We start from the raw sequence: 19780 nt of genomic DNA on the forward strand, positions 1-19780 counted from the left end.
CTGAGGATAGAAGAGCAGGAGACTGGCGACGGGAACTATGACGATGATGGCGACACCTGCAAAATCGGCCTTTGCGGCCCTGATGAATTCAAGCGCCGAGCGGCATTCGATCGCCGACGACGCGCAGGGCGTGATCTCCGGCAGCATGCTCTGCGTGCTCGGGATTACGCTGTTTTCCAGCGCCGGACTGTTAACGGGCGGCACGCCGGGCATCGCCTTTCTCGTCCATTACGCGACGGGCTTCAGCTTCGGCGCCTGCTTCTTTGCGGTAAACCTGCCCTTCTACTACCTCGCCTTCCGCCGCATGGGCCTTGCCTTCACGGTCAAGACCTTCATCGCTGTCGCAATGACCTCGGCCATGTCCGAAGTGTTGCCGCGTGCGCTGGGGATCACCCAGATCGATCCGCTGATCGGCGCCCTGTTCGGCGGGCTTGTGGTCGGTGCCGGCCTCCTCGCCCTTTTCCGCCATCGCGCCAGCCTGGGCGGCATCGGCATTCTGGCGCTCTATCTGCAGGATCGTTTCGGCTGGCGGGCAGGCTTCACCCAGCTCGGTTTCGACGGGGCGATCGTTGCCTGCTCGTTCTTCCTTGCCAGCCCCTTCATCATCGCCTGTTCGATCGCGGGCGCCGTCGTCATGAACGTCACCTTGGCGATGAACCACCGCAAGGACCGCTATATCGCGATGTAATCACGCCGAGGCGTCGTGCTCCGCCAGGGGACGTCGAGGCACCCGGGAGGACTATCCAAAACGTATCCTATCCGTTCATGCTGTCCGGGCCGGGATCGTCACCGGCGGCGGCAATCGACATGCGGCGCAGATAATGGGCCCAGCCCTTTGCGTGATTGGCACGTTCCTTCTCGTCGGGCAGGCCACTATGGGTGAGCCGCACCAGCGTGCCGCCGTCCTTCTCGATCAGGTCGATTTCGATCAGGCCGGATTCCGGCGGCACCGTGTCATGGCCTTCCCAGCCGAAACTATAGGCCAGGCGGTGCACCGGGATGACCTCGGTAAACTGGCCTCTTGCGGTCTGCCGGTCGTTCATGCTGAGCAGATAGATGCCGCCGGGATGCGGCTCGATCGTCGCCGAGGTGCCCATCCAGCGCAAGATCTTGTCGGGATCTGTCAGAAACGCAAAAACCGTTGCCTGCGGCGCGGCGATCTGGATTTCACTGTGAAGCGTTTCCGTCATCGGGATGTCCTTCCAGTCTCACATTCAGGCCGCAATTTAAGCCGAACTGCCTGTTGCGCAAGATGCAAAATCTCGTGACAGCAGGCAGGCCCCACGGCATGATGGCCGCTATGCAACTGCCGTCTGCTCTCTCTTTCCTCGCCGATGCCGCGATCGACATGCCTGATGGCGATGCGTTCCTGACGGCGCTGGCCGCACGGCTTGTTGCCGATGGCTTGCCGCTGACCGGAGGTGCGCTGACGCAGGCAGCACCGCATCCCGTCATCGAGCGGCGCATCTGGCTCTGGCGGGCGGATACCGGACGGGTGATCGAGGCGCTGGGACTGACGGGTGCCTTTGGTCCCGCCGCAGTCCAACCCGCTGATATCGGCCGCAGCGATATCGCGAAGACTGACATCGCCGGTGCTGACAGCGCCCGTACTGACATCGGAAAGCGGACTGACATCGCACAGACTTGGCTGGCAGGCCTCGGCACCCCCAGCATTCAGGAGGAGGCCGCCGGTGGCGCGACGCTCGCCTGGTCGGCAAACCGGCCATTCACCCCGGATGAGGCAGACCTTTTACGCGAAGTCGCACGCTTTGCGGCAGCGCCGCTTGCCGTGCTTGCTGCCCGCTCAACGCTCTCAGCGCTTTTGACGACCTATCTCGGCCGCCGCAGCGCCGCGCAGGTGCTGGCCGGACGTTTGCGGCGCGACCCGGGAGAGACGATCCGGGCCGCTCTTCTGTTTGCCGATCTGCGCGGCTTTACCGAATTGTCGGAGACAACGGACGCAAAAGAGGTGATCGCAGCGCTCGACGCCTGGTTCGACCGCGTCGCGGGCGCCGTCCATGCCTTTGGCGGCGAGGTGCTGAAATTCATCGGCGATGGGGTTCTGGCAATCTTTCCGGTCGGCGAGCGCGGCGCGACAGCCGCCTGCGACGCCGCTTTGCGCGCGGTATCTTCCGCACGCGCTGGAATGGATCACCTCGATAAAGTCCGCTCTGCGCAAGGACAAAAACCCCTCACGTTCGGCGTGGCTCTTCATCTCGGCGATATGCTGTGGGGGAATATCGGGACGGCCGACCGGCTGGATTTCACCGCCATCGGCCCTGCCGTCAATCTCGTCAGCCGGCTGGAGGGCCTCTGCCGCCCGCTCGGATGCACGGTGCTCGTCTCCGGCGCCTTTGCGGCGGAAACGACGCAGCCGCTCGATCCCCTCGGCGATCATAGCCTGCGCGGCATCGCCGCACCCTGCGCGGTGTTTACGCCGCAGCGCTAACCAACGGCACATATTCTTTATGACCGGACGACGCCGCTACAGCCCGTCGTGTTTTTTCAGCTGATCGATCGCGCTCAGTGCATCATAGGGGGACCAGCCTGCATCGACGGCGGCTTCCACCAGCTTGGTTTCCACTTCCTGCTCCAGCCGCTGATAGAGCGGCTCCAGCGCCTCCTGAACCGTCAGGATATGCTGATCGGGCGGAATGATGGTTTTACCAGATGCGGAGGATGGCATGCCCCTCTCCTTCTTGATTTGGCTTGAATTCGGCCTCTTTGATTCCGGCAGAATTGTTCCAACGCCGGGACTGCGGAAATGTTCCGGCGCAAGCCGCCATATTTTTGACGGCGACCGGAATCCTTCCGGATGGCGTTATGCATACCCGCTATTTCAAAGGGCTCTCTTCAAATCCGCATCATTTGATCTACATTTGTTCGCGTGAACCAGATCGATTCCATCCCGCGCGCCAGGACGCAAATTCTCCTGCCCCCGCCCTTCCTGCGCTGGTTTGCGGAAAAGGGCTGGCAACCGCGTGCGCATCAGCTGGAGCTTCTGTCCCGCGTCCAGAGCGGCGACAGCATGTTGCTGATCGCACCGACCGGTGCCGGCAAAACGCTGGCGGGTTTCCTTCCCTCGCTGGTTTCCCTCACTGAACGCGGAAAAATCCCGCCCGGCTCGGCCTTTACCGGCATCCACACGCTCTACATTTCGCCCCTCAAGGCGCTCGCCGTCGATATCGAGCGCAACCTGATGAAGCCGGTCGGTGACATGGGCCTGCCGATCCGCATTGAAAACCGCACCGGCGATACGCCCGCCGCCAAGCGCCAGCGCCAGAAGCTCAATCCGCCCGATATCCTTTTGACAACGCCGGAACAGGTGGCGCTGCTTCTCGCCAATGGCGAGGCCGAGCGCTTCTTCAAGGACCTGAAATATGTCGTCCTCGACGAGCTGCATTCGCTGGTCACGTCCAAGCGCGGCCATCTTCTGTCGCTCGGTCTCGCCCGCCTGCGCCAGCTCGCACCCGCCATGCAGGCGATCGGCCTTTCCGCCACGGTCGCCGACCCGATGGAGCTGCAGCGCTGGCTTGCCCCTCAGAGAGAGGGCGAAGATAATCATGCCGGCCTGATCACCGTGACCGGCGGGGCAAGGCCGGAAATTTCCATCCTCTTCACCGAGGAGCGCGTGCCCTGGGCCGGGCATTCGGCAGCCTATGCAATCGGCGATATCTACCGGGCGATCGGCGAGACCAAAACGACGCTTCTCTTCGTCAATACCCGCAGCCAGGCCGAACGCGTCTTCCAGGAATTGTGGACCATCAACGACGACAATCTGCCGATCGCGCTGCATCACGGCTCGCTCGATGTCGGCCAGCGGCGCAAGGTCGAGGCGGCCATGTCGGAAAACCGGCTGCGCGCCGTTGTCGCCACCTCGACGCTCGATCTTGGTATCGACTGGGGTGATGTCGATATGGTCATCCATGTCGGCGCACCGAAGGGCGCATCGCGCCTTGCCCAACGCATCGGCCGCGCCAATCACCGCATGGACGAGCCGAGCCGCGCCATCCTAGTTCCCGCCAACCGTTTCGAGGTGATGGAATGCCAGGCAGCGCTCGATGCCAACTATATCGGCGCGCAGGACACGCCCGCCGTCGGCAAGGGCGCGCTGGATGTGCTCGCCCAGCATGTGCTCGGCATGGCCTGTGCCGCGCCTTTCGATCCCCTGACGCTCTATGCTGAAATCACCAGTGCCGCACCCTATTCGACCCTTTCCTGGGAGACCTTCGAACGCATCGTCGATTTCGTTGCCACCGGCGGGTACGCGCTGCGCGCCTATGAGCGCTATGCCAAGATCCGCAAGACGCCGGAAGGCCTCTGGCGCGTCTCCAATCCGATGGTTGCCCAGCAATACCGCCTCAATGTCGGCACCATCATCGAATCGCCGATGCTCAACGTGCGCATGGTCAAGCACAACGCCCGGGGCGGCATCGGCCGTGGCGGAATGGCGCTCGGCAAGGTCGAGGAATATTTCATCGAGATGCTGTCTCCGGGCGACACGTTTCTCTTTTCCGGCAAAGTGCTGCGTTTTGAAGGCATCCGCGAAAACGAATGCCTGGTCAGCCAGGGCTTCAAGCTCGATCCGAAGGTCCCTTCCTATAATGGCGGCAAGTTTCCGCTCTCCACTTATCTCGCCCAGCAGGTCCGCAAGATGCTCGCCGATCCCAGCCGGCATGCGACCCTGCCGGATCAGGTGCGCGACTGGCTGGCGCTGCAGAAAGATCTTTCGATGCTGCCGAAGGAGGACGAGCTCCTGATCGAAACTTTTCCGCGCGGTGCACGCCATTACATGGTGATCTACGCTTTCGAGGGCAGGCTTGCCCACCAGACGCTTGGCATGCTCTTGACCCGGCGGCTCGACCGCGCCGGGCTGAAACCGCTCGGCTTCGTCGCCACCGATTATTCGCTCGCCATCTGGGGCCTGGAGGATCTAAGCGACGCCTTCACCGCCGGACGGCCACGGCTTGCCGACCTGTTCGACGAGGATATGCTGGGTGACGATCTGGAGGCCTGGCTGAACGAGAGCTTCCTGTTGAAACGCACGTTCCGCAACTGCGCCGTCATCGCCGGACTGATCGACCAGCGCCATCCCGGCAAGGAAAAGAGCGGACGGCAGGTGACGGTTTCAGCCGATCTCATCTATGACGTCCTGCGCAGCCACGAGCCCGATCACATCCTTTTGGAAGCCACGCGCAACGATGCATCCACTGGGCTTTTGGAGATCGAGCGGCTTGGCGATATGCTGTCGCGAATCAAGGGCCATATCACCCACCGCCCGCTGGAGCGGATTTCGCCGCTGGCCGTTCCGGTCATGCTCGAAATCGGCAGGGAATCGGTCAATGGCGACGCGCAGGACTTTCTGCTTGCCGAAGCCGCCGACGAACTGTTTGCGGATGTGGTGGCCACGGCATCGCCATAAAGCTTGATCAAAGACTTGAAAAAACAACGCCGCCGGAAACTTCATGTACCGTATCGCCCACGCCATCTCTGCCCTTCCGGACAATCCGGCGCTGTCGTCCCGCATCGTCGTGAACGGCGTGATCGGCATCTGCGATCCGCTCGGCGGGCTGTATCTGCCCGATCTCGATATTCTCGTCGTGTCCGATCTGCATCTGGAAAAGGGCTCGGCCTTTGCGCGGCGCGGCATGATGCTGCCGCCCTATGATACGCTGGCGACGCTGCGCATCCTCGATGCGATCATTGCCCGGCACAATCCGAAAACCGTCATCAGCCTCGGTGACAATTTTCACGACCGCAACGGCTCCGCCCTGATGCCGGAGCTGTTTCGCACCATGATCGAAACCATGGCGCGCGGGCGCGAATGGATCTGGATCAACGGCAACCACGATCCCGACGGCACAACCGCCCTGCCCGGCGCATCCATGGACGAACTCATCCATTCCGGCCTGATCTTCCGACACGAACCGGCTTTGAGCGCAAAGCCCGGCGAAATCGCCGGCCATCTCCACCCGTCAGCCACGGTACGTCGGCGCGAAAAATATATGCGCCGCGCCTGCTTTGCCACCGACGGCCGCCGTCTGATCATGCCCGCCTTCGGCGTCACCACCGGCGGCCTTGATCTGCGCCACCAGGCCATGCGCGGCCTGTTCGACCACCAGAGCCTTGTCGCCCATATGCTGGGACGGGATCGGATCTATTCGGTGCGGTTTGCGAATTTGCTGGGGTGATGGAGGACGCAGATAACTGAAGCTATAAATAAGAAAATCCGACCCTGACCTTTAATTTACCACTCTCTATATTTTCTATTCTCAACGAAGATGCATACCCCAAACCTATTAAATTATTCGCAAAAAGCCCATATCCAAATATCAATGGTGAACCAATATTTATTGTCGTCGTAGATTTATTAATTGCGAACCCTTGACAGGCCATCCATTCTACAAATTTCGGAAAATCTTGACCGAGTGCCTGAAATTTTTCGTTTAATTTCTGAGAAAGGCGTCGCTCACCCTTATTCAACCACCACCAATAAAATGGGTTTCCTGCGGAACGGTTTTCACAAGCGACATTTTGCTTGGCGCGCTCTGCACAGAAAAGCTCGCCTCTCTTGTAATCTGTTGGTTGACACCCGTTGAGCCTTACGATTTTAAAATGCTCAAAAATCATTGATCGAGCATAAGGCTCGAAAAAGAGCGAACAGAATACAAAATATACAGCCAGTGCCGTGAATATAACTTTTTTAATTGTTGTCAGACCGCAATAATATTCTGTAAATTTGCCGAGTGCTTTATCCATTTCTGGCACTCCCATTTTTGAAAACCTGCATAAATTCGAAACCACAGTGCCCTTTTGCTCAACTGGGCCAGTTGCAATGATGATGGATTTATTGACGATAAAACAATCTAAAGTTTAGTTTCCTATTAAAATCAGCTTGAAATCGACGCCCATGGGAAAGGGGATCCCAGAAAGTGGCATTACCCATTTTCTTCAGTCGAGACGGCTTGCCGCCCATCGGCAGCATTGAAATACAACCGGCACAAAAGCCCCAGCCGCTAGAACAGTGCGCGGCGCTCTAAAACGCGTTGAACGTCAGCGTCGTCAGCGAGCGGTTGATGCCGGGCACGGTGGCGATGTTGTCGTTGATGAATTTTCCGATGTCCTGCGCTTCATCGACATAGACCTTGATCAGAAGATCGTAATCGCCGCTGGTCGAATACATCTCCGAGACGATCTCCTTCTTGTAGATCACGTCGGCAACTTCGTAGGTTTTGCCGGGGGCGCATTGCAGCTGGACGAAAATCGGCTTCATGGCTCAGTCTCCTGATGTTTCGATCGCAAATAGCCTGTTTTTGCCAGGAGGCAAAGCCGGATCGATCAATCCCTGCGGAAGACGATACTGGCGAGCCAGCCGGTGACGACGGCCAGAAGCACGGCGACGAGGCCGTAGAGGAAGGGCTGCTGATGTGCTGCCGTGGTGATCGCCTGTTCGAGGCCGGTCTTGACGACGCGCAGTTCCAGCGCCTTGGCGGCGACGAAAAGGCCATCGCGGAACAGATAGGCGCGCACGATATGCGATCCGTTCGGCACGTCGGCCGGCAGGCGCAACGAGGCCTTGAACAGGCTGGAACTGATGAACTGCACACCGCCGGGATCGCGCTGGTAGATGCCGGTGGTTTCCCGAAGCCGCCGGAAGGCGTCGCGGAATTCGGTGAGGTTGCTGCCATCGCCGATAAAGCCGATCGGCGTCAGCGGCATATGATCGACGCCGATGCCCATATTGTTCATGTCGCCTGGGGGTGCGATCGTGTCGATATCGCGCGTGCTCGACAGCGAATAGGATTCCGGCACCTTTTCGAAGGTCATCGAATTGGTGTTGATCCAGATGCCGAAGACGCGCTCCTTCTTGCGCACCGTGGTGTTTTCCTTCGGGCCCTCCAGCGCCACGACAATATTGTATTTTCCCTGCGCCAACAGTCCGGGATCGGCGCCGTCAATGGCGCCGAAAATGGTGAGATCCGCCCCTCGGAAATCCGAGGTGATGGCGATCTCGTCAGTGGAAATGCCGATATCGAGTTTTTCGGTGAAATCGACCGGTTCTGCCTTTGCCGCAAGCGGTGCGGCAAACAGGAGAGCGGCGAGGATGATTTGCGAGACGGTCCGCATCAGAAGCCGAGCCCCGCGGAAACGATCGAATAGACTTCCTTCGGCGGGATCACCAGCTCGATGGCAAGGCGGATGCCGACGGCCAGAACCAAAAGCGCCAGAAGTGCCCGCAGCTGCTCGCCGCGCAGCCTCTGCCCTACCCGCACGCCATATTGCGCGCCGATGACGCCGGCGATCATCAGCACGAAGGCCAGAACGATATCGACGGTATAGTTGGCCGAGGCCTGGACGATGACGGTATAGGCCGACACGAAGATGATCTGGAACAGCGAGGTGCCGACGACGACATTGGTCGGGATGCGCAGGAGATAGATCATTGCCGGCACCATGATGAAGCCGCCGCCGACACCCATTACCGATGTCAGGATGCCGATGCAGAAGCCGAGTGCTGCGATCGGGATGACGCTCAAATAGATCTTGGATTTCTTGAACCGCATCTTCAGAGGCAGGCGATGGACCCAATTGTGATGGCCCGGCCGCTTCAGCGTCACGGTTTCGTTCTTGGCCGCACGCCGCAGCGCATTGATGCTCTCCCACAGCATCAGCGAGCCGACGGTGCCGAGCAGCAGCACATAGGCAAGCGAAATCACCAGATCGAGCTGGCCGATGCGCCGCAGCAGCGAAAAGATCCAGATGCCGACTGTCGCCCCGGCCAGACCGCCGCAGAGCAGCACGGTCCCGAGCTTGATATCGATCGTCCCGCGCCGGAAATGGGTGATGGCGCCGGAGATCGAGGAGGCGACGACCTGGTTTGCGCCGGTGGCGACGGCAACGACAGGCGGGATATTGTAGAAGATCAGGAGCGGCGTGATCAGGAAGCCGCCGCCGACACCGAACATGCCGGACAGGAAGCCGACGGCCGCGCCCATTCCCAGAATGATGAAAATGTTCACCGACAACTCTGCGATGGGCAGATACACCGTCACGGCCAGACCTCAAAATATGCCAATAGCCCGCAAGGCGGGCGGAAAACATCAAAGTGGCAAGTGATTCACCACGGGAGATAAGGAATGAAACAGTCTTGAAAACCAATCGTGAAAATTGCGAATTCAACGTCGTTTCGTCATGCGCCCCGGGGTCCGGCCTGTCAACCTTTTGCAGGCTTTAACCCTTTAGCGCCTCTGTGTCCGGCCGGTCTGCGGCATTATTGCGGCCGCGCACGCCGTTCCCCTGCAGGAGCCGCCAAATCGCCGTCCTGTGCCCGGATGGACACAGGCAGGCTTAGCCGTTCCGCTTCAGAAGTTCCTTGACCAGCGCGTCGTTGATCTGACCCGTCGGTTTTTGGCTGATCGATTTCTGGAAGGCCTTGATGGCGGCGACGGTCTTCTGGCCCATCTCGCCATCCGGCTTGCCGGCGTCGAAGCCGTTATTGTTGAGGATCGCCTGAATGTTGCGCAGCGCCTTCTTCATATCGACCGATGCGGTCTTGGTGCCCTTGCCGACCCAGGTGTCCGGCACATCGACCGAATTGGCCTTGGGATCGAGCGGCGTCAGCTTCCAGGCATCGAATTTCGCCTTGGCGCTTTTCAGCTGTTCAGGGCTCAGGGCCTTGCCGACTTCATCGCGCTTCTGGCCGGCATCGGTATCGCCGTCGCGGGCAGCCACAGAAAACCACTTGTAGGATTCTTCGAGGTCCTGGTTCACCCCGTTGCCGCGAGCATAGAGGATGGCGAGATTGAACTGGCTGTCGCGGATGCCGCGATCGGCAGCCATGGCAAACCACTTGCCGGCGCCGGCAAAATCGGGTGCAGCGCCGCCGCCGCTTGCCAGCATGACGGCAAGGTTATGCATGGCGCTGGCATTGCCCTTGTCGGCCGCCTGCTGATAGAGCGCGCGCGCCTTCGCCAGGTCACGGCCAACACCGGTGCCCTTTTCATACAGGCTTGCCAGCCGGTATTCGGCAGGCGTGACGCCGGCATCGGCTGCGCGCTGATACCATTTTGCCGCCTGGGCGAGATCGGCCTTGATGCCGCGGCCTTCCGTATAGACGGCGCCGATTTCGAACATGGCGAGAGGATCGCCCTTGCGGGCAGCCTCGGCCAGCGCCTCCGGCTTGATGTCGGCGGGAACGGTAAGTGCCGCTTCGGCTGCAGCAGGCGCAGTTGCTGCCGCACCGGTGGCGACGTCTGCCGTCTCTGTGGCTGATCCTTCGATGACCGGCGAAAGCATGCGGGCGTTGACCGCGCCGGTTGACGGCTGCACGGCGTCGGGCAACTTGGCCTCCGGCTGCGTGGCTTCGGAAACCGGCGTTTCAGGCGGCATCACTTGCGTATCAACACCATCCGCCGGGACGGAGGTCTCGTTCTCAGGCTGTGGCTGCAACGAGGTGAGCGGCTCGACGTCGTTGTCGGCGGCCTGCATGGCGGGCGCCGCATTGGCCGTAACCGGTGTTTCGCCGGAAGCCGGCATTTCATTCATCGCTTCATTGCCCAGCTCGCTGGTGACCGGCTGTTCGATCGCAGCCACCGGCGCCACGGCGGGCGCCTGATCGCCACGGATCAGCGTGTTGACCAGCGGATAGGACATGATCGCCAAAAGCACGGCACCAACAGCCATCAGGATCGGACGGCGATTGCGGGAAAAGACACCCATCGGCGAGGCGCTGGCGCCGCCCTTGCCACGGTTCATCGAATCGACTTCTTCGGCCGCCTGCTGGGCGGCGCGGCGGGCAGCGGCGATGAAGTCCGCCTTGTCCGCTTCGCTCGGCGGCGCGTTGCGGCCGGTCTGGCCGGCGCGCACCCGCTCCAGGATCTTCTTCACGTCGGGAACGCCGGAGCCGGGCTCCAGCAGCTGATTGGCCACATCCGGCTCGATGGCATCGGCCGCATCGATCGACGGCGAGGGATCGATAACCTGGCGTTCGACGGCGCGCACGGGCTCTGACCGCTTGCCGGTAAACCGCTTGGCGATCCCGGCCAGGAGGCTGGGCTTGCCGGCAGCGGCCGGCGCGCTCTTGATATCGCTCTGGTGCACGGCCGCCTGTTCGGCAACGGCTTCCGCGACCTCTTCACGCGAGGGGTTTGCGGGCTCGGCATCGTCGGCGATCCCGTGCATGTCACGCTTCAGATCTTCGTAGCGGCGCCCAAAGTCAGCTTCGGCGAAGGGATCGTCCTGCGTCTCGAAAACCGGCTGCGTGGCGCGCGGCATGGGTGCCTGGCTGTCGAGGCCGCGCGAACCGAAGGCGCGCGGCGCATCCTGTTCCTGGCCACGCTCTTCCAGCCGCTCCAGCTTTTCAGCGATATGAACCAGCGTTTCGTGCAGCGCCTCGAACGTGCGCGCCGTGCGCTCCTCGCTCGAGCGGCTCATGTCTTCCAAGACCTTCAGGTCGTCGGCAAGCGCCGAGATCGCCGCCATGTCCGAACCGCCGGACGCAGACTGGCCGATGCCGTTCTTCGAATAGGCTTCCATCACCGCCTCGGCCGCCTGGCGGGCTGCCTCGATGATATATTCGTCGCTGGTCGCCAGATAATCCTCAAGCGCGCTCATCCGGCCTTCGAATTCGGCAGGCACTGGCGCCGCCTCGCGCGGCTGGCTGACGAGGCTCGAAAGATTGGCGATCTGGTCCTGCAGGCTGCGCAGGATGTCGCTGTCGTCAAAGGGCGCCGCGTGCGTTTCTTCAAGACGGATGGCGATATCCGACAGCTGGCCTTCCAGCCGGTCGAAACGGGCATCGCCGACATAGGACGTCTGCGGCGCATCGAGCTGGTCGATGCGGCGGGCGAGATCGTCCAGACGCCCGGCAAGCGCATCGTTGAGCGAGCCCTGGTCGATCGCATCGATCTTGCGCGAAATGTCGGACAGATATCCGGTAAGATCCGGCTGTGCGGATGCCTTTTGCGAACGCTCCAGCATCTGCGACAGCTGTTCCAGGCGCTCCTCGAGGCGAACCGCCGCTTCCTCGTTGGCCAGTTCCTCGACCCGTGCAGCCAAAGCTTCGATGCGGGACCCGACGCCATTGTCGGCCGGCCGTTGCAGTCCGTCGATCTGGCGGGAGAGGTCGGCAAGGCGGCCCTCGACGCGGGTGACACCGGCGCTGTCGGGAACGGCAGCACGGCCGCTTGCCACGATGGCGCGGCTGATCTCGTCGAGGCGCGCGTCCAGATCGGCAAATTGCGATACCATCTGGCGATCGTCGGGCTGCATGTGGCGGCCGATCATCTCAATCGCCTGCGCCACCGAAACCAGCTTGTCTTCCAATGCATGAATGGCCGGGCCGCTGTTCATCGAGCCGATCTGCGACTTGATCTCGTCAAGCCGGTAGGCCAGCGCCACCAGTTCGTCGTCGCGGTTGGAATCAAACGCATTCATCCGGTCTTCGACACCGGTCCAGCGCGCTTCCATGCGTTGCACGCTGTCTTCGCGGGCAAGGCCGTCGATCATGACGCGCAATTCGTCGAACTCGACCTTCAACGCATCGGCCTGCGACGGCGATGCCTGGCGGCCGAGCTGGTTGATGCTGTCGGACAGGCGCTGCAGATCGCCACGAATGTCCTCAGCCATCGTCTGGTCCTGGGATGCATCAACGGTAATGCCCCGGATTTCGATCCGCAATGCCGTCATCTCGCGCGACAGGCCGTCAGCGATATCCTTCTTCAATTCCTGTCGCAGACCAACCAGCGCCTGGGCAATCTCGGCCATGGCCGGATCGGGACGCTGCGGTTCGCTGCGGTACTGTTGCGAACGCAACGGCTCGCTGCGGACGGGCTCCGCACGCTGGGCCGTCTGCTGACGGATGGTCTCCGTGCGCAAGGCATCGGCGCGCAGGCTGTCTGGGCGCGGATTTTCCTGGCGGACGGGCTCACGGCGATAGACCTCGCTGCGCAGCTGCTCGCTGAGCGGCGGGGCAACCGGCAGCTCGCGACGGGGCTGTACCGGGTTCTGGAATGGGGGGCTCTGGAATGCTGGGGGCTGAAATGGGGGAACGCTGCGCTCGTCATAGGCACGCGGCTCCGCACGGGAGGAGGTGCGTTCCCGGACGGCATCGCGTTCCCGGACAGCATCGCGGTCCCGCGTTGCCGAGAGTGTGCGCTGGCGCTGCATGATTTCCGTGACCGGATCGGCAACGGTGACAGGGCCATCCGCCGGGATCCGTCCCCGCTGATCGCGTCCAGCCGTTCCCATCAATCCTTCGATGCGCGCTTCCAGGCCCTCGATCGTGCGGTTCAGCGCGTCGAGAGACGACCTGTCGCCATAGGACTGGGCGCCAGGACGTGGAGTGTTTGATCGCGATCCGTTCATCGTTCTTCGCCTCTTTCATCGGCCTTGATCGGAATCCGGGCTTCTGAAAGGCAAATCCCCGCCTTCCGGTAGTTCCGGTACCGATCCGGACAGAGCTGCAACGACGCGAAGACAAAACTATTGCAACTGTGACCATCTCAACACGCACTTTCACGAAACGTGGTAAATAACCCGTTAACCTGACTAAAAATTTTTTAACGATTTGCGCGCATGCTGGCGTCGAGAGGCTTCGAAGAGACAGTTTCGGCACACCCGGTCCGATAGGGCCAGTCATCGATCAAATTTTGCCGTTCCGCAAATTTTGACGTTTACGCGCACGTCAAAGTTTTGTAGCATGCTGGAAATCACATGGAGCGCTCCCGGAGAAGCCGCTGCATGACACGGTTACAGGTGAGGAACACGAGACATGCCCAGCTACAAGGCCCCGGTCGAAGACACGCTTTTCATTCTCAACGACGTTCTCGGCATCGAGCGCTACAACAATCTGCCCGGTTTTGCCGATGCGACACCCGACATGATCGAGGCGATCGTCGGTGAAGCCGCCAAGCTTGCCGAGGAAGTGCTGTTCCCGGTCAATCTTTCCGGCGACCAGGAAGGCTGCAAACGCAACGACGATGCGACGGTCACGACGCCGAAGGGCTTCAAGCAGGCTTTCGACCAGTACCGCGAGGGCGGTTGGCTGGGTTTGTCCGTACCGGAAGAATTCGGCGGCCAGGGCCTGCCCTATACGCTCCACACGGCCATCGGCGAATATATGTCATCCGCCAACATGGCGCTGACCATGTATCCGGGCCTCACCCAGGGCGCCATTGCCGCCATCCTCGTGCACGGCACCGACGCGCAGAAGGCAACCTACCTGCCGAAAATGGTCGCCGGCGACTGGACCGGCACGATGAACCTGACGGAGCCCCATTGCGGTACCGATCTCGGCCTGCTCCGCTCCAAGGCCGTGCCGCAGAGCGACGGCTCCTACAGGATTTCCGGCCAGAAAATCTTCATCTCCGCTGGCGAACACGACATGGCCGGCAATATCATCCACCTGGTTCTCGCCCGTATCGAGGGTGCACCGGAAGGTGTGAAGGGCATTTCGCTGTTCATCGTGCCGAAATTCCATGTGGAGGCCGATGGTGCGCTTGGCGCGCGCAACACCGTTTCCTGCGGTGCGATCGAGCACAAGATGGGCATTCACGGCAACTCGACCTGCGTCATGAACTATGACGACGCCGTTGGCTATCTCATCGGCGCGGAGAACAAGGGCCTCAACGCCATGTTCGTGATGATGAACGAGGCCCGCCTGGGCGTTGGCCTGCAGGGTCTTTCCGTTTCGGAAATCGCCTATCAGAACGCTGCCAACTACGCCCGCGACCGTCTCCAGGGCCGCTCGATTTCCGGCGTCAAGGCTTCGGACAAAAAAGCCGACCCGATCATCGTCCATCCCGACGTGCGCCGCACCCTGATGACCATCAAGGCCTTCAACGAGGCCGGCCGCGCCTTCACGCTCTGGACCGCGCTCAAATCCGATATCGCGCATCGCGGCGACAATGATGCCGACCGCCAGACCGCCGACGATATTCTCGGCCTGATGACCCCGATCCTGAAAGGTGTGCTCACCGACAAGGGCTTCGACCACGCCGTCATGGCCCAGCAGGTGTTCGGCGGCCACGGCTATATCGAAGAGCATGGCATGAGCCAGTATGTCCGCGATGCCCGCATCGCGATGATCTACGAAGGCGCCAACGGCATCCAGGCGCTCGACCTCGTCGGCCGCAAGCTGGCGCTGAACGGCGGCCGCGCCATCACCGCTTTGTTCAAGGAGATCGGCGATTTCTGCGAGGAAAACCGCTCCGATGAAAAGCTCACGGCCTATACCAAGGGACTTAAGAAGGGCTTGAACGACCTGCAGGCGGCCACCATGTGGTTCATGGGCAACGCCATGGCCAAGCCCGACAATGCCGGCGCCGGCTCCACCGACTACATGCACCTCTTCGGCCTCGTCGTGCTCGGCTATATGTGGGCCAAGATCGCCAAGACCGCCGAGGAAAAACTGGCGGAAGGTGCCGGCGAGCGCGAGACCTACCTGAAGAACAAGCTCATCACCGCCAAATTCTTCATGGAGCGCATCATGCCGGAAACGGCGCTGCGCAAAGCCCGCATCGAAACCGGCGCCGACACGATGATGGCACTGGACGCAGCGGCGTTTTGAGTAAAAACCTCTTCTCCCCAGCGGGGAGAAGTGCCGAGCATAGCGAGGCGATGAGGGGTCTTACGGCAACATGCTGCGGTCTTGGCTCCCCCTCATCCGGCCCTGCGGGCCACCTTCTCCCCGCTGGGGAGAAGAGGAAGCCCGACCGATTTGACACAGACGACGCGCGGTCTGATGATCGCTGCATAGGGAGAAAAAATCATGACCGACGTCTTCATTTACGACCACGTGCGCACGCCGCGCGGCCGGGGCAAGAAGGATGGGGCGCTGCACGAAGTGCCGACGCCGCGTCTGGCCGCCAAGGTGCTGCAGGCGCTGCGCGACCGCAATGGGCTGGATACATCCACCGTCGATGACATCATCATGGGCTGCGTCGATCCGGTGTTCGAGGCCGGCGCCGTGATCCCGAAGGCGGCCGCGTTCGAGGCCGGCTATTCCAACAGGGCGCCCGGCATGCAGATCTCGCGCTTTTGCGCCTCTGGCCTGGATGCCGTGAATTTCGCCGCCGGCAAGATTGCGGCCGGTGCCGATGACATCGTTATTGCCGGTGGCGTGGAATCGATGTCGCGCGTCGGCATGGGCATGTCCGGCGGTGCCTGGTACATGGACCCGTCGGTCAACTTCCCCGGCTATTTCATGCCGCAGGGCGTTTCGGCGGATCTCATCGCCACCAAGTATGGTTTCTCGCGCGACGACGTCGATGCCTATGCGGTCGAGAGCCAGAAGCGCGCCGGCCATTCCTGGGACAGCGGCTATTTCGACAAGTCGGTGATCCCGGTGAAGGACCAGAACGGCATCACCATCCTTGCCAAGGACGAGCATATGCGTCCGACAACGACGATGCAGAACCTCGCCTCCCTCAACCCCTCCTTCCAGATGCCCGGCGAGATGGGCGGCTTTGATGCCGTCGGCATCCAGGCACATCCGGAAATCGAGCGCATCAACTACGTCCACCATGCCGGCAATTCCTCTGGTATCGTCGATGGCTCGGCCGCAATTCTGGTCGGCTCCAAGGCCGGGGGTGACTCCATGGGCCTCAAGCCGCGCGCCCGCATCAAGCATTTTGCCAATATCGGTTCCGATCCGGCGCTGATGCTGACCGGCCCGGTCGATGTCACCGAAAAGCTCTTGAAGCGAGCTGGCATGACCATTGCCGATATCGACCTGTTCGAACTCAACGAGGCCTTTGCCGCCGTCGTCTTGCGCTACATGCAGGCCTTCGACATCAGCCACGACAAGATCAACGTCAATGGCGGCGCGATTGCCATGGGCCATCCGCTCGGCGCCACCGGCGCGATGATCCTCGGCACCGTGCTCGACGAACTGGAGCGCCGTGGTCTGCAGACTGCGCTGGTGACGCTGTGCATCGGCGCCGGCATGGGCACGGCGACGATTATCGAGCGGGTGTGAGGTCTTTCCCTCCCCCTTGTGGGGAGGGTGGCCCGAAGGGCCGGGAGGGGTTTTCGCCGCACGGCAGGACGCCCCTCCCCAACCCCTCCCCACAAGGGGGAGGGGCTTAACCCGGCCGGATCGCCCTTAATTTCAGGCGGCGGCATCGAGCGAAGCCAAGATTTCAAGGGAGAGGAATTCCCATATGACAACCTACACCAATTTCACCATCGAAACCGACGCCGACGGCATCGCGCTGGTGACCTGGAACATGCCGGACAAGTCGATGAACGTCTTCACCGTCGAGGTGATGAAGGAACTCGACGCCATCATCGACCAGACGGTTGCCGACGAAGCCGTCAAGGGCGTCGTCTTCACCTCCGGCAAATCGACCTTTTCCGGCGGCGCCGATCTGTCGATGATCAAGGGCATGTTCACCTTCCAGGCCGAACAGAAGAAGATCGACCCGGACAATGCGGCGCAAAAACTGTTCGAGCTGACCGGCCAGATGACCGGCCTGTTCCGCAAGCTCGAAACCTCCGGCAAACCCTGGGTTTCGGCCATCAACGGCACCTGCATGGGCGGCGCTTTCGAACTGTCGCTCGCCTGCCACGGCCGCGTCGCTGCCAATTCGAAATCGGTGAAGCTCGCGCTTCCCGAGGTCAAGGTCGGCATCTTCCCAGGTGCGGGCGGTACGCAGCGTGTGCCGCGGCTGACCAACGCGCAGGACGCCCTGCAGATGATGACCACCGGCTCTTCGCTGACACCACAACGCGCCAAGGCCATGGGCCTGATCCACGAGATTGCCGAGCCCGCCGAACTGATCAATGCCGCGAAAGCGATGATCAAGAATGGCCTGAAGCCCGTCCAGCCCTGGGACGAAAAGGGCTACAAGGTTCCCGGCGGCGGCATCTGGACGCCGGCTGCAGCCCAGCTTTGGCCGGCCGCATCCGCGATCCTGCGCCGCGAAACCTCCGGCAATTATCCGGGCGGCCTTGCCATCCTCAAATGCGTTTATGAGGGCCTGCAGGTTCCCTTCGATACCGGCTTGAAGATCGAGCAGCGTTATTTCACCGAAATCCTGCAGACCACAGAAGCCTTCTCAATGATTCGCTCGCTGTTCGTCTCGATGCAGGAACTCGGCAAGGGCGCCCGCCGCCCGGCGGGTATTCCGAAGTCCGACCTGAAGCAGATCGGCGTCGTCGGCGCCGGCTTCATGGGCGCCTCGATCGCCTATGTCGCTGCAGCCGCCGGCATCGAGGTAACCCTGATCGACCGCGACATCGAAGCCGCGACCAAGGGCAAGGCCCATTCAGAAGGCCTGGTGAAGGATTCCATAGGTAAGGGACGACTGACGCAGGACGAGGCGGCCGCGCTGCTGGCCCGCATCACGCCCTCGGCTGACTACACCGACCTCAGACATGTCAAGCTCGTTGTCGAAGCCGTGTTCGAAGACCGCCAGGTGAAGAAGGACGTCATCGAAAAGGTCGAAGCGGTGTTGTCCGAGGATGCCATCTTCGCGTCCAACACCTCGACCCTGCCCATTACCGGCCTTGCTGAGAATTCCAAACGCCCGGCCCAGTTCATCGGCATCCACTTCTTCTCGCCGGTCGAAAAGATGATGCTGACGGAAGTCATCCTCGGCAAGGAAACTGGCGACAAGGCGCTGGCCACTGCGCTCGATTTCGTCGCCGCGATCAAGAAGACGCCGATCGTCGTCAACGATACGCGCGGCTTCTATGTCAACCGCTGCGTCTTCCGCTATATCCACGAGGCCTATGACATGCTGATCGAAGGCGTGCCGCCGGCGATGATCGAAAATGCCGCCAAGATGGCCGGCATGCCGGTCGGTCCGCTGTCGCTCAACGACGAAGTGGCGATCGACCTCTCCCAGAAGATCCTCAAAGCCTCGATCGCCGATCTCGGCGAAGGCTCCGTCGATCCGCGCCACATGACGCTGATCAACAAGCTTGTCGACGATCTCGACCGCCGCGGCCGCAAGAACGGCAAGGGGTTTTACGACTACCCGGCAAAACCTGCCAAGAAATCGCTCTGGCCGGGCCTCAAGGACCTGTTTGAGCAGAAGCCGGCCGAAAACTTTGATGTCGAGACCCTCAAGCAGCGTTTCCTCGTCACCATCGCGCTGGAAGCCGCCCGCACCATCGAGGAAGGCATCGTCACCGATCCACGCGAAGCCGATGTCGGCTCCATCCTCGGCTTCGGCTTCGCCCCCTATACCGGCGGCACGCTGAGCTATATCGACGGAATGGGGGTGAAGACCTTCGTAACGCTGTGCGAAAAGCTGGCTGCTCGTTACGGCGAACATTTCCAGCCGACGCCGCTGTTGAAGGACATGGCGGCGAAGGGCGAGACGTTTTACGGGCGGTTTGATCCGTATGGAGCGGCGGCCAAGGCTGCGTGACGCATTGCAACGGTATGAGCGATCAAACAGGCCTTCGGGCCTGTTTTTGTTTCGGTACGTTTCTTGCCAAAAAGTGCGGCTTGTGTGGCAGCCGAATCATCTGGTTTGTCGGCTGGACACTACACTCGAAGCCTTCGGTAGGGGAGACAAGCACCCACTCTCTTCCGTCATTCCTGTGCTTGTCACAGGAATCCAGCAGCGCCGCGTCTGCGGCGCGCAAGACTCTCTTGGTCCGCACGATATGGGTCCCTAACCGCGCAGACGCGCGGTGGATGGATCCCTGTGACAAGCACAGGGATGACGGAATTCATGAAACGCTCCACGCCAGACAGCAAACTTCAAAGGGAAGAAGAACGCCAAAGCGTACCCTTGCCAGCCCGCCGCCCATGCCGCACTTTTCC

The 19780-nt window shown here is 61.3% G+C and carries 14 protein-coding genes; 7 read left to right on the top strand and 7 right to left on the bottom strand.

Going from position 1 to position 19780, the window contains the following annotated elements; genetic code table 11:
• Positions 1 to 46: 46 nt before the first annotated feature.
• A complete protein-coding gene (locus PYR65_RS19905) occupies positions 47 to 688 on the top strand; it encodes a YitT family protein (protein WP_276121116.1) in 642 nt (213 codons plus the stop codon).
• 67 nt (positions 689 to 755) lie between these two features.
• On the opposite strand, the gene PYR65_RS19910 is transcribed toward PYR65_RS19905, so the two are convergent.
• Complete coding sequence (locus PYR65_RS19910) at positions 756 to 1190, bottom strand: SRPBCC family protein (RefSeq protein WP_276119220.1); 435 nt, start codon at positions 1188 to 1190, stop codon at positions 756 to 758.
• A 110-nt stretch (positions 1191 to 1300) separates the two neighbouring features.
• Here PYR65_RS19910 and PYR65_RS19915 point away from each other — a divergent pair, with 110 nt between their 5' ends.
• Complete coding sequence (locus tag PYR65_RS19915; RefSeq protein WP_276119221.1) at positions 1301 to 2449, top strand: adenylate/guanylate cyclase domain-containing protein; 1149 nt, start codon at positions 1301 to 1303, stop codon at positions 2447 to 2449.
• 36 nt (positions 2450 to 2485) lie between these two features.
• Here the strand turns inward: PYR65_RS19915 and PYR65_RS19920 are convergent, their stop codons facing one another.
• Entirely contained in the window at positions 2486 to 2686 is a 201-nt protein-coding gene (locus tag PYR65_RS19920; protein ID WP_060636150.1) for a hypothetical protein, read from the bottom strand.
• A 201-nt stretch (positions 2687 to 2887) separates the two neighbouring features.
• Between PYR65_RS19920 and PYR65_RS19925 the strand changes: the two genes are divergently transcribed.
• Both PYR65_RS19925 and pdeM read left to right on the top strand, forming a co-directional pair.
• Positions 2888 to 5422 (top strand): ligase-associated DNA damage response DEXH box helicase, encoded by a 2535-nt coding sequence (locus PYR65_RS19925; RefSeq protein ID WP_276119222.1) that lies wholly within the window; start codon positions 2888 to 2890, stop codon positions 5420 to 5422.
• 43 nt (positions 5423 to 5465) lie between these two features.
• The gene (gene pdeM / locus PYR65_RS19930; protein ID WP_276119223.1) at positions 5466 to 6191 is read left to right on the top strand and encodes a ligase-associated DNA damage response endonuclease PdeM; all 726 of its coding nucleotides are present in this window, start codon (positions 5466 to 5468) and stop codon (positions 6189 to 6191) included.
• A gap of 22 nt (positions 6192 to 6213) precedes the next feature.
• Here the strand turns inward: pdeM and PYR65_RS19935 are convergent, their stop codons facing one another.
• The 5 genes from PYR65_RS19935 to PYR65_RS19955 form a co-directional block, all read right to left on the bottom strand.
• Positions 6214 to 6759, bottom strand: a complete 546-nt coding sequence (locus PYR65_RS19935) for a hypothetical protein (RefSeq protein ID WP_276119224.1) — start codon at positions 6757 to 6759, stop codon at positions 6214 to 6216.
• Positions 6760 to 7036: 277 nt separating this feature from the next.
• The gene (locus PYR65_RS19940) at positions 7037 to 7273 is read right to left on the bottom strand and encodes an Lrp/AsnC ligand binding domain-containing protein (RefSeq protein WP_060636153.1); all 237 of its coding nucleotides are present in this window, start codon (positions 7271 to 7273) and stop codon (positions 7037 to 7039) included.
• A gap of 65 nt (positions 7274 to 7338) precedes the next feature.
• On the bottom strand, positions 7339 to 8127 hold the full coding sequence (locus PYR65_RS19945) for a TIGR02186 family protein (RefSeq protein ID WP_276119225.1): 789 nt from the start codon (positions 8125 to 8127) through the stop codon (positions 7339 to 7341).
• The gene (locus PYR65_RS19950) at positions 8127 to 9053 is read right to left on the bottom strand and encodes a sulfite exporter TauE/SafE family protein (protein ID WP_060636155.1); all 927 of its coding nucleotides are present in this window, start codon (positions 9051 to 9053) and stop codon (positions 8127 to 8129) included. Before PYR65_RS19950 ends, PYR65_RS19945 begins: the two co-directional genes overlap by 1 nt.
• Before the next feature lie 295 nt (positions 9054 to 9348).
• Entirely contained in the window at positions 9349 to 13365 is a 4017-nt protein-coding gene (locus PYR65_RS19955; RefSeq protein WP_276119226.1) for a peptidoglycan-binding protein, read from the bottom strand.
• 406 nt (positions 13366 to 13771) lie between these two features.
• On the opposite strand from PYR65_RS19955, the gene PYR65_RS19960 reads away from it, so the two are divergent.
• The 3 genes from PYR65_RS19960 to PYR65_RS19970 all read left to right on the top strand — a co-directional run bounded on the left by PYR65_RS19960 (position 13772) and on the right by PYR65_RS19970 (position 19379).
• Positions 13772 to 15568 (top strand): acyl-CoA dehydrogenase C-terminal domain-containing protein, encoded by a 1797-nt coding sequence (locus PYR65_RS19960; RefSeq protein WP_276119227.1) that lies wholly within the window; start codon positions 13772 to 13774, stop codon positions 15566 to 15568.
• Positions 15569 to 15769: 201 nt separating this feature from the next.
• Positions 15770 to 16978, top strand: a complete 1209-nt coding sequence (locus PYR65_RS19965) for an acetyl-CoA C-acetyltransferase (protein ID WP_060636158.1) — start codon at positions 15770 to 15772, stop codon at positions 16976 to 16978.
• A gap of 184 nt (positions 16979 to 17162) precedes the next feature.
• Positions 17163 to 19379, top strand: coding sequence for an FAD-dependent oxidoreductase (locus PYR65_RS19970; protein WP_276119228.1), 2217 nt, complete (start codon positions 17163 to 17165; stop codon positions 19377 to 19379).
• Positions 19380 to 19780: the final 401 nt, after the last annotated feature.

The organism is Pararhizobium qamdonense, from assembly GCF_029277445.1.
Classification (GTDB): Bacteria; Pseudomonadota; Alphaproteobacteria; order Rhizobiales; family Rhizobiaceae; genus Pararhizobium; species Pararhizobium qamdonense.

Excerpts from the sequence above, each read along its gene's own strand:
- PYR65_RS19905 (WP_276121116.1), top strand. The coding sequence starts at position 47 with ATGGCGACACCTGCAAAATCGGCCTTTGCGGCCCTGATGAATTCAAGC.
- PYR65_RS19910 (WP_276119220.1), bottom strand. The coding sequence starts at position 1,190 with ATGACGGAAACGCTTCACAGTGAAATCCAGATCGCCGCGCCGCAGGCA.
- PYR65_RS19915 (WP_276119221.1), top strand. The coding sequence starts at position 1,301 with ATGCAACTGCCGTCTGCTCTCTCTTTCCTCGCCGATGCCGCGATCGAC.
- PYR65_RS19920 (WP_060636150.1), bottom strand. The coding sequence starts at position 2,686 with ATGCCATCCTCCGCATCTGGTAAAACCATCATTCCGCCCGATCAGCAT.
- pdeM (WP_276119223.1), top strand. The coding sequence starts at position 5,466 with ATGTACCGTATCGCCCACGCCATCTCTGCCCTTCCGGACAATCCGGCG.
- PYR65_RS19935 (WP_276119224.1), bottom strand. The coding sequence starts at position 6,759 with ATGGATAAAGCACTCGGCAAATTTACAGAATATTATTGCGGTCTGACA.
- PYR65_RS19940 (WP_060636153.1), bottom strand. The coding sequence starts at position 7,273 with ATGAAGCCGATTTTCGTCCAGCTGCAATGCGCCCCCGGCAAAACCTAC.
- PYR65_RS19945 (WP_276119225.1), bottom strand. The coding sequence starts at position 8,127 with ATGCGGACCGTCTCGCAAATCATCCTCGCCGCTCTCCTGTTTGCCGCA.
- PYR65_RS19955 (WP_276119226.1), bottom strand. The coding sequence starts at position 13,365 with ATGAACGGATCGCGATCAAACACTCCACGTCCTGGCGCCCAGTCCTAT.
- PYR65_RS19960 (WP_276119227.1), top strand. The coding sequence starts at position 13,772 with ATGCCCAGCTACAAGGCCCCGGTCGAAGACACGCTTTTCATTCTCAAC.
- PYR65_RS19965 (WP_060636158.1), top strand. The coding sequence starts at position 15,770 with ATGACCGACGTCTTCATTTACGACCACGTGCGCACGCCGCGCGGCCGG.
- PYR65_RS19970 (WP_276119228.1), top strand. The coding sequence starts at position 17,163 with ATGACAACCTACACCAATTTCACCATCGAAACCGACGCCGACGGCATC.